This window comes from Hyphomonas chukchiensis (assembly GCF_000682695.1).
In the GTDB taxonomy this organism is placed as follows: domain Bacteria; phylum Pseudomonadota; class Alphaproteobacteria; order Caulobacterales; family Hyphomonadaceae; genus Hyphomonas; species Hyphomonas chukchiensis.
This window is the reverse complement of the sequence record NZ_AWFG01000050.1, coordinates 1-7,946: the sequence shown is the minus strand read 5'-3', so window position 1 is coordinate 7,946 and position 7,946 is coordinate 1. Positions and strand designations below refer to the sequence as shown.

The 7,946-nt window shown below is 63.5% G+C and carries 9 protein-coding genes; 7 read left to right on the top strand and 2 right to left on the bottom strand.

The window, feature by feature from the left end; all coding sequences use genetic code 11:
• Positions 1–45: 45 nt before the first annotated feature.
• Positions 46–309, bottom strand: coding sequence for a DksA/TraR family C4-type zinc finger protein (locus tag HY30_RS14080; RefSeq protein ID WP_034741963.1), 264 nt, complete (start codon positions 307–309; stop codon positions 46–48).
• 156 nt (positions 310–465) lie between these two features.
• Positions 466–1,089, bottom strand: a complete 624-nt coding sequence (locus HY30_RS14075; protein WP_034741961.1) for a porin family protein — start codon at positions 1,087–1,089, stop codon at positions 466–468.
• A 217-nt stretch (positions 1,090–1,306) separates the two neighbouring features.
• Here HY30_RS14075 and HY30_RS14070 point away from each other — a divergent pair, with 217 nt between their 5' ends.
• The 7 genes from HY30_RS14070 to HY30_RS14040 all read left to right on the top strand — a co-directional run bounded on the left by HY30_RS14070 (position 1,307) and on the right by HY30_RS14040 (position 7,525).
• Positions 1,307–1,936, top strand: coding sequence for a phosphoribosylanthranilate isomerase (locus tag HY30_RS14070; protein WP_034741958.1), 630 nt, complete (start codon positions 1,307–1,309; stop codon positions 1,934–1,936).
• 37 nt (positions 1,937–1,973) lie between these two features.
• Positions 1,974–3,191, top strand: coding sequence for a tryptophan synthase subunit beta (trpB, locus tag HY30_RS14065; protein WP_034741954.1), 1,218 nt, complete (start codon positions 1,974–1,976; stop codon positions 3,189–3,191).
• Position 3,192: 1 nt separating this feature from the next.
• A complete protein-coding gene (gene cutA / locus HY30_RS14060; RefSeq protein ID WP_034741951.1) occupies positions 3,193–3,510 on the top strand; it encodes a divalent-cation tolerance protein CutA in 318 nt (105 codons plus the stop codon).
• Positions 3,510–4,337, top strand: coding sequence for a tryptophan synthase subunit alpha (gene trpA / locus HY30_RS14055; RefSeq protein WP_034741948.1), 828 nt, complete (start codon positions 3,510–3,512; stop codon positions 4,335–4,337). The genes cutA and trpA overlap by 1 nt, the downstream gene beginning before the upstream one ends.
• 30 nt (positions 4,338–4,367) lie before the next feature.
• Complete coding sequence (locus HY30_RS14050; protein WP_034741946.1) at positions 4,368–5,348, top strand: acetyl-CoA carboxylase carboxyltransferase subunit beta; 981 nt, start codon at positions 4,368–4,370, stop codon at positions 5,346–5,348.
• Positions 5,345–6,598: a bifunctional folylpolyglutamate synthase/dihydrofolate synthase gene (locus tag HY30_RS14045; RefSeq protein ID WP_034741943.1), complete on the top strand. Its 1,254-nt coding sequence runs from the start codon at positions 5,345–5,347 to the stop codon at positions 6,596–6,598. Before HY30_RS14050 ends, HY30_RS14045 begins: the two co-directional genes overlap by 4 nt.
• A gap of 93 nt (positions 6,599–6,691) precedes the next feature.
• Positions 6,692–7,525 (top strand): isocitrate lyase/PEP mutase family protein, encoded by an 834-nt coding sequence (locus HY30_RS14040; RefSeq protein ID WP_034741940.1) that lies wholly within the window; start codon positions 6,692–6,694, stop codon positions 7,523–7,525.
• Positions 7,526–7,946 lie beyond the last annotated feature (421 nt).

The window sequence follows — 7,946 nt, the reverse complement described above, 5'->3', positions numbered from 1 at the left end:
TCACCTATGTCTCGAGCCGCTCATTAACCCGGACAATTTGCAAGCCTAGCGCAGCTGGCTGTCCTTGCTTCCGCGGCGGTTGATGCCGGAATGGACGCGGGTCTTGTCGCGCTCCGACTGGCATTTCACGCAGGTGCGGACACCCGGAACCGCCTTGCGGCGCGCTTCGGGAATGGGTTCCTCGCATTCGTCGCAATGGGTGGCGCTTGCGCCTGCAGGAATGCTGGCGCGCGCATTGCGCACGGCATCCTTGATACTGTCGTCGATCTGATCCTGTACGGCGCCATCCCGCGCCCAGCCATTGGCCATGTCGATTTCCGTTTCCTGTATGTTCCAATATGGAGAGATAAGGGTCTGTCGTCCCCTTTCCAATGAGTGCCGCTGCAGACGGGTTCCATATGGCGCCAAGAAAAACGCCGGCCCCCTTATGGAGACCGGCGCATTCCTTCAGGCGATCAGGCAGGCTTAGAACTTGTAGCCAACCGCAATCGTTGCGGCGCCCGTGTCGGTGTCTTCGAAGTCGTAATAGGTGTAATCACCGCGCAGCTGCCAGTTGTCGGTCAGGTCATAGGTGAGACCTGCACCGAGAGCCAGGCCATCAGCTGAATCCTCGATCACGCCGAGCGTCGTGCCGCCGGGCGTGACGACCGTGGCATCAACGTCGATATAGGCATAACCGGCGCGGGCCGAGACATCGAGGCGCTCGGTCAGTGGAACGCTGGCGCGGCCATAGAGACCGACGAGATAGTTCAGGCCGAGATCGCCCGAAGCGGCGATCACGTCATTGAGGTCGGTGTCGTCATTGTCGTCGAGATTGAAGTCGTCCTCGTCGACATTGTAGTCAAACTCACCATCGTCGATGCCCGATGTCAGGTCGGCTTCGAGCGAGAACATGGGTGTGAACTGGTAACCGACGCGGCCCGTGATGGCGTTCGTGTCGACACCGGAATCCGCACCGTCAGGCTCGATGTTCACATACGAGTAGCCGCCCTGCATATAGAGGCCGGTATCTTCCTGCGCGACGGCCGGGGCCGAAAGGCCAAGGGCGATGGCAGCCGCAGACGATGAAATGATCAAAAGCTTTTTCATGGGAGGAAATCCTTTGGTTTAGGCATCCCGAACTGCTCGGGACATGGTGCGCTAACGGGCGCCCTGACCGCTGCGTTCCCGCCCTCTCTGTGTGCTGAATCCTGCTGTGGCAATTGCAGCACACTTTGTTAAAGGGCGTTAATGGGTTAACGCGCCGGGCGCCCACCTGAAGCCCCGAAGTGTGGACGTAGGCCCGGCGCTGGCGTAACGGGCTGTGATGACACACGTTAAGATCTGCGGCCTTACCGACCCGGACCTCGTGCGCTTTGCGGCGCGCGAGGGGGCAGACTGGATCGGGTTCAATTTCGTGCCGGGCAGTCCGCGCCGTGTGACGCCGGAAGCGGCGGCGAGCCTGTTGCTGCAGGTCGGCAAGGCGCGGCCCGTGGCGCTGCTGGTCGAGCCGCCTGATGCCGAGGTCGACGCGATTGTGGCGCTCGGCTTCCCGGTCCTGCAGCTGCATGGCGCCGAGACGCCGGAGCGGCTGGCCGAGATCAAGGCGCGCACCGGGCGGGAAGTGTGGAAGGCGCTGGGCGTTGCCACACGCGCCGATCTGGACACCGCCAATACGTTCGCCGGCGCAGACCGGCTGCTGATCGATGCCAAGCCACCGAAGGACGCGGCCTATAGCGGCGGTCATGGGCAGGTGTTCGACTGGACAATCCTTGAAGGCTGGCAGCCTGCGGCGCCCTGGATGCTGGCGGGCGGCTTGACGCCGGACAATGTCGCCTCAGCTATTGCCGCGACAGGAGCGCCCGCCGTTGATGTCTCCTCTGGCGTCGAGCGGGTACGAGGGTTAAAGGACAGAGAGCTGGTGCGGGCCTTCATCCGCGCCGCGAAGCAGCCCTGAGCGCGCCTGCCGCGCCATGGGGACAGGAAATAGAGGCATGACGATGGACCTGCGCAATACCTGGGACAAATGGCCGGACGCAAACGGCCGGTTTGGCGAATTCGGCGGACGCTATGTCGCCGAAACGCTGATGCCGCTGATCCTGGACCTGGAGAAGGAATACCGGGCGGCCAAGCTCGACCCGGCCTTCAAGGCGCAGATAGACGACATGTGGGCCCATTATGTCGGCCGCCCGTCGCCGCTCTATTTTGCCGAGCGCCTGACCGAGCATTTCGGCGGGGCCAAGATCTATTTCAAACGCGACGAGCTGAACCATACCGGCGCGCACAAGATCAATAACTGTCTCGGGCAGGTCCTCTTGGCCATGCGCATGGGCAAGACACGCATCATCGCGGAGACCGGCGCCGGCCAGCACGGCGTCGCCACGGCGACGATCTGCGCGCGTTTCGGCCTGAAATGCGTGGTCTTCATGGGCGAGACGGATGTCGAGCGCCAGAAGCCGAACGTGTTCCGCATGCGCCTGCTCGGCGCCGAGATCGTGCCTGTCTCGTCCGGCACGGGCACGCTGAAGGATGCGATGAACGAAGCCCTGCGCGACTGGGTGACGAATGTGGACGACACGTTCTACTGCATCGGCACGGCCGCCGGCCCGCACCCATATCCGGAAATGGTGCGCGACTTCCAGAGCATTATCGGCATCGAAGCCCGCCAGCAGATCCTTGAGCGCGAAGGCCGCCTGCCGGACGCCGTGATGGCGTGTATAGGTGGTGGCTCCAACGCCATCGGCCTGTTCCATCCCTTCATTGATGATGAAGGCGTGCGCCTGATTGGCGTCGAGGCGGCAGGCCACGGCATCGAGACCGGCGAGCATGCGGCGGCGCTGAATGGCGGCAAGCCCGGCATCCTGCATGGCAACCGCACCTATTTGCTGCAGACCGATGACGGCCAGATCGTTGACGCCCACTCGATCAGCGCCGGGCTCGACTATCCGGGCATCGGGCCGGAGCATGCCTTCCTGCGCGATACCGGCCGGGCTGAGTATCTTTCATGCACTGACGACGAAGCGCTGGCTGCATTCCAGCTTTGTACCCAGCTTGAGGGCATCATCCCGGCACTGGAGCCCGCGCATGCGATCGCGCGCCTGGGCGACGTGCTCGACACTATGGACAAGGACGGCCTCCTGATCATGAATCTCTGCGGTCGCGGCGACAAGGACGTGTTCAGCGTGGCGAAGGCCTTGGGGTTCGAAATCTGACATGACCATTCTCCTCATCCGCGTTACCTGCCCGTCCCGCCGCGTCGCCGAGGAAATTGCTGACGCTGCCGTCGAGCGCCGCCTGTCGGCCTGCGCCAATCTTGAAGGGCCGGTCACCTCCACCTATCGCTGGAAAGGCGTGGTCGAACACGCTTTCGAGTTCGTTCTCTGGATGAAGGCGCCTGAGGCGCACTGGTCCGGGATCGAGGCGCTCGTGAACGAGATCCACCCCTATGAGGTGCCGGCCATCGTCGCGCTGCCTTGCGCCCATGTCTCCGCGCCTTATGAGGCCTGGGTCAACGAAAATACGGATTCCTGATGCCCACTTCCCGAATTACGGCGCGCTTTGACAAGGTTAAAGCGGAGAAACGCGCAGCTTTGGTTGCTTACCTCATGGCCGGCGACCCGGACCTTGAGGCCAGCTTTGCCTCCATGCAGGCCCTGCGCGACAATGGCGCCGACATTATCGAAATCGGTGCGCCCTTTACTGATCCCATGGCGGATGGTCCTTCGATCCAGCGGGCCGGTCTGCGCGCCCTCGCCAATCATACCAAGCTGATTGATGTCATCGGTCTCGTCGCGCGTTTCCGCGAAACCGATCAGGACACGCCTGTCATCCTGATGGGCTATGCCAATCCGGTTCACTCACTTGGCTATGCGTCCTTCGCCGAAGCGGCCCATGCCGCCGGTATTGACGGCACGATCCTTGTCGACCTGCCGCCGGAAGAAGATGCCGAGCTGCGCGCCGAATATGCCAGGCACGACCTCTCTGTCATCCGGCTTGCGACGCCGACCACACACGAAGCGCGCATGGCGAAAGTCGCCGATGGCGCCTCGGGTTTTGTCTATTTTGTCGCCGTTAACGGTGTCACAGGGGCCGGCTCGGCCGATCCGGAATCGATCGCCGGGAACGTCGAGATGGTGCGGCGCGTATCAGGATTGCCCGTCTGCGTTGGTTTTGGTGTGAAAAATGGTGCACAGGCTGCAGAAATGGCTAAAATTGCGGATGGGGTTGTCGTAGGCTCCGCTTTCGTGGAGCATGCTCAGTCAGCCCACGAATCGGGTGATTATTCAAAAGCGCCGCGGGGAATGGGCGCATTGGCAGGGGAACTGAGCGCAGCGATCGCTGCGGTGGTGAAAGCGTAGAGGCTGTTACGGTCTTTAAGGAGTTAAGGCATGAACTGGATCACGAAGGTCACTCCCCCTGGCCTGAAGACCATGCTCGCCAAGAAAGAGACGCCGGACGACCTCTGGGTCAAATGTCCTGCGTCGGGTGAACTTGTTTACAAGACGGATCTTGAAGAGAACTGGTGGGTCACGCCCGCCGGCGCCCATATGCGCATCAGTCCGCGCACGCGCTGCCGCCTTCTGTTCGATGAAGAGCGCTGGGAGCCGCTGGCCCTGCCGCCTGTCCCGTCTGACCCGCTGAAATTCAAGGACGACAAGCCCTATCCGGCCCGCATCAAGGCCGCCAAGGCCAAGATTGCCGCGCGCGAGAAGCGGGAAACTGAAAATGGTGGTGCGCCGCTCCTGCAGGATGACTGCATGGTCGCCGCCTATGGCAAGATCGGCGGCGTGCCGACCGTTCTGCTGGTTCAGGATTTTGACTTCATGGGCGGCTCGCTCGGCATGGCGGCAGGCGAAGCCTTCGTCACCGCTGCGCAAATGGCGCTCGCCCGTAAGGCCGCCTTTGTGGTTTGCACTGCTTCCGGCGGCGCCCGCATGCAGGAAGGCACGCTCAGCCTGATGCAGATGCCACGCACGACGCTCGCGGTGAACGAACTGGCCGAAGCCAAACTGCCCTATATCGTCGTGCTGACCGACCCGACGTCGGGCGGTGTCTCGGCCTCCTATGCCATGCTGGGCGACATCCATCTGGCAGAGCCCGGCGCGATGATTGCCTTTTCCGGCCCGCGCGTGATCGAACAGACGATCCGCGAGAGCCTGCCCAAGGGCTTCCAGCGCTCGGAATTCCTGCGCGAAAAAGGCCAGGTCGATATCGTTGTCGACCGGCGCGAGATGAAGGCGACGCTGACGCGTATCCTGTCGCATCTCCTGCCCAATTCGCGCCGCCGCGACGATGCGCGCATCACAGCGCTCAGCCAGCCCAAGACCCATGTGCCCAAGGCCGCGGAGACCAAAGGCAAGTCTGCTTGATCGGAAACAATGCGGCCCTTGCCGCAGCGCTTGCGCGTTTCGAAGGGCTCTATCCTAAAACCATCGAGCTGTCGCTCGGGCGGGTCGAGGCCGCGCTTGAGGCGCTCGGCCGCCCGCAGGACAGGCTGCCGCCCGTCATTCATGTCGCGGGCACGAACGGCAAGGGCTCGACCTCGGCCTTCATGCGCGCCATGGCCGAGGCAGCCGGCCTTACCGTACACGTTTTCACGTCGCCCCATCTCGTGCGCTTCAACGAGCGTATCCGGCTGGCGGGCGAGATTGTCGACGATGCGCGCCTGATCGCCTGGCTCGACCGCACCTTCGAGGCCGTTCAGGGCCTCCAGATCACGCATTTCGAGGCAACCACGGCAGCGGCCCTGCTGGCCTTCAGCGAAGTGCCGGCTGATCTTCTCATTCTCGAGGTCGGCCTTGGCGGGCGCTATGACGCGACCAATGTGATCGCCAAGCCCGCGCTCTGCGTCATCACGCCGATTGATTTCGACCACAAAGCCTTCCTCGGCTCCGACATCCGCAAGATCGCGGGCGAGAAGGCGGGCATCATCCGCCCGGGCCGGCCGGTCGTGACGGCCATCCAGCGTAAAGTGTGCGACGAGGTGATTGCCAATGAGGCGGCCCGGCTCGGCGCCCCGCTCTACCGGCTGAAGGCGCACTTCATCGATGCCATGCCGGACGACATTTCCCTGATCGGCGAACACCAGCGCGGCAATGCGGCGCTCGCCGCCATGGCCATGCAACTCTTCGGCGCCTCCACCCGCATCAGCCAGGACGCCATCTTCGAAGGCGCGCGCACGGCCACGTGGCCCGCCCGCATGCAAAAGCTGAAGCCGGGTCCGGTGACGGCACTGGCGCCTGACGCGGAAGTCTGGCTCGATGGCGGGCATAATCCGCATGCGGCGCGGGCGATTGCGCACCATCTGAAAACCCTGCCGGGGCGAACGGTGCTGGTCACGGCCATGCTCGCCTCGAAGGATGCGACAGGTTTCTTCCTGCCCTTCCGCCACCTGAAGCCGGACGTTTTCACCCTGCCCAATGCGCCCGGCCATCGCGGCGCCGAGCCGCACGACCTTGCCGATGCGGCGCGCACGGCAGGCCTGAACGTCACCGCCTGCGCCGACCTCAATGCAGCCGTCAGTGCCGCAGCCGCAACAGGCGCCGACCGTATCCTGATCTGTGGCTCGCTCTATCTCGCAGGCGAAGTGCTGGCCGCCAATAACGAGCCGCCCGCTTAAGCGTTTCGGCAGCCCTGCCACGCGCAGGAATCGGGTGGCTTGTCCTTGCGCGCCCATGCGACCAGACTGGTACGCAAACGGAGGGACACAGAGATGACCACGCAAAAGGACAAGGCTTTCGCCTTCAAGGCCCTGCACGACAATCCGGGCATGTTCGTGCTGCCCAATCCCTGGGATGTCGGCTCGGCACGCATGCTTGCCGGGCTTGGCTTCAAGGCCCTCGCCTCCACCAGCGCCGGCTTTGCCGCCAACACGGGCGTCGCCGATTACCAGATCACCCGCGACCTGAAGCTCGCCCATATCCGCGCGCTTGCCCCGGCAACGCCGCTGCCGCTGACGGCAGACCTCGAGAACGGCTTCGGCCACAGCCCGGAAACCTGCGCCGAGACGATCCGCCTTGGCGCCGAGGCCGGTCTGGTCGGCGGCTCGATCGAGGATTTCACGGGCGACAGCGCCCGGCCGCAATACGGGATTGCCGAGGCGGCAGACCGCGTGCGCGCCGCCGTCGAGGCCGCCAATGCCTTGCCGTTCCCCTTCCTCGTCACAGCCCGCGCCGAGAATTTCTTCACCGGCGTGCCGGACCTTTCCGACGTGATTGCCCGCTTGCAGGCCTATCAGGAGGCGGGCGCCCATGTGCTCTACGCGCCGGGCCTCAAGACCATGGACGATATCAGGACCGTGCTGTCCGCCGTCGACCGGCCCCTCAATGTGCTGATGGGCCCGCGCGTCGGCTTCGTGCCGATGGCGGAGCTTGAAGCGATTGGCGTCAAGCGCGTCAGCATGGGCTCCGCCCTCGCCAACACGGCCTATGGCGCGCTGGTCAGGGCAGGGGAGGAACTCCTCGGCCCCGGCACGCTCGGCTTCCTGAAGGGCGCCGCACCGGGCAAGGACCTCGCCGCCCTGATGGCCAGGGGCGCAGACAGCTAGCCGTCATCCGCGCCGACATCCTTCAGAAGATGTGGCGGCGGTATCGTGTGAAGGATCGCATGCGCGCGCCTTTTGTCGGATTGGGTATCTGAAGGGACCTTTGGTTTACCGGAAAAGGGCCAAACCCGTCTGGCGCAGCGCGCCAGCACGTGGAGAATGTTCATGTGAACCTGAAAGCTGGATGTGGAGACGGGGGCTGGTCATGGCTTGGTCTCCTTTCCGGCTTGGAGGTTGGGGCGCGCCGAGCTGCGCCAATGAACGAACACACGTGATACACGAAACGCAAACATTACAAAATGAAAACCGCGCCAAATTGACCGTTACGTCAACGTAAACCTTGCGTCTTTTGCGGTGGACGTCTACTCACGCCGCCATATGTCAAACGTCTCTAAACCAAAAGGGAGCACCGCATGAAGGTCCT

Bases quoted from the DNA above. Each gene is read 5' to 3' on its own strand.
- HY30_RS14080 (WP_034741963.1), bottom strand. From the start codon at position 309: ATGGCCAATGGCTGGGCGCGGGATGGCGCCGTACAGGATCAGATCGAC.
- HY30_RS14075 (WP_034741961.1), bottom strand. From the start codon at position 1,089: ATGAAAAAGCTTTTGATCATTTCATCGTCTGCGGCTGCCATCGCCCTT.
- HY30_RS14070 (WP_034741958.1), top strand. From the start codon at position 1,307: ATGACACACGTTAAGATCTGCGGCCTTACCGACCCGGACCTCGTGCGC.
- trpB (WP_034741954.1), top strand. From the start codon at position 1,974: ATGACGATGGACCTGCGCAATACCTGGGACAAATGGCCGGACGCAAAC.
- cutA (WP_034741951.1), top strand. From the start codon at position 3,193: ATGACCATTCTCCTCATCCGCGTTACCTGCCCGTCCCGCCGCGTCGCC.
- trpA (WP_034741948.1), top strand. From the start codon at position 3,510: ATGCCCACTTCCCGAATTACGGCGCGCTTTGACAAGGTTAAAGCGGAG.
- HY30_RS14050 (WP_034741946.1), top strand. From the start codon at position 4,368: ATGAACTGGATCACGAAGGTCACTCCCCCTGGCCTGAAGACCATGCTC.
- HY30_RS14040 (WP_034741940.1), top strand. From the start codon at position 6,692: ATGACCACGCAAAAGGACAAGGCTTTCGCCTTCAAGGCCCTGCACGAC.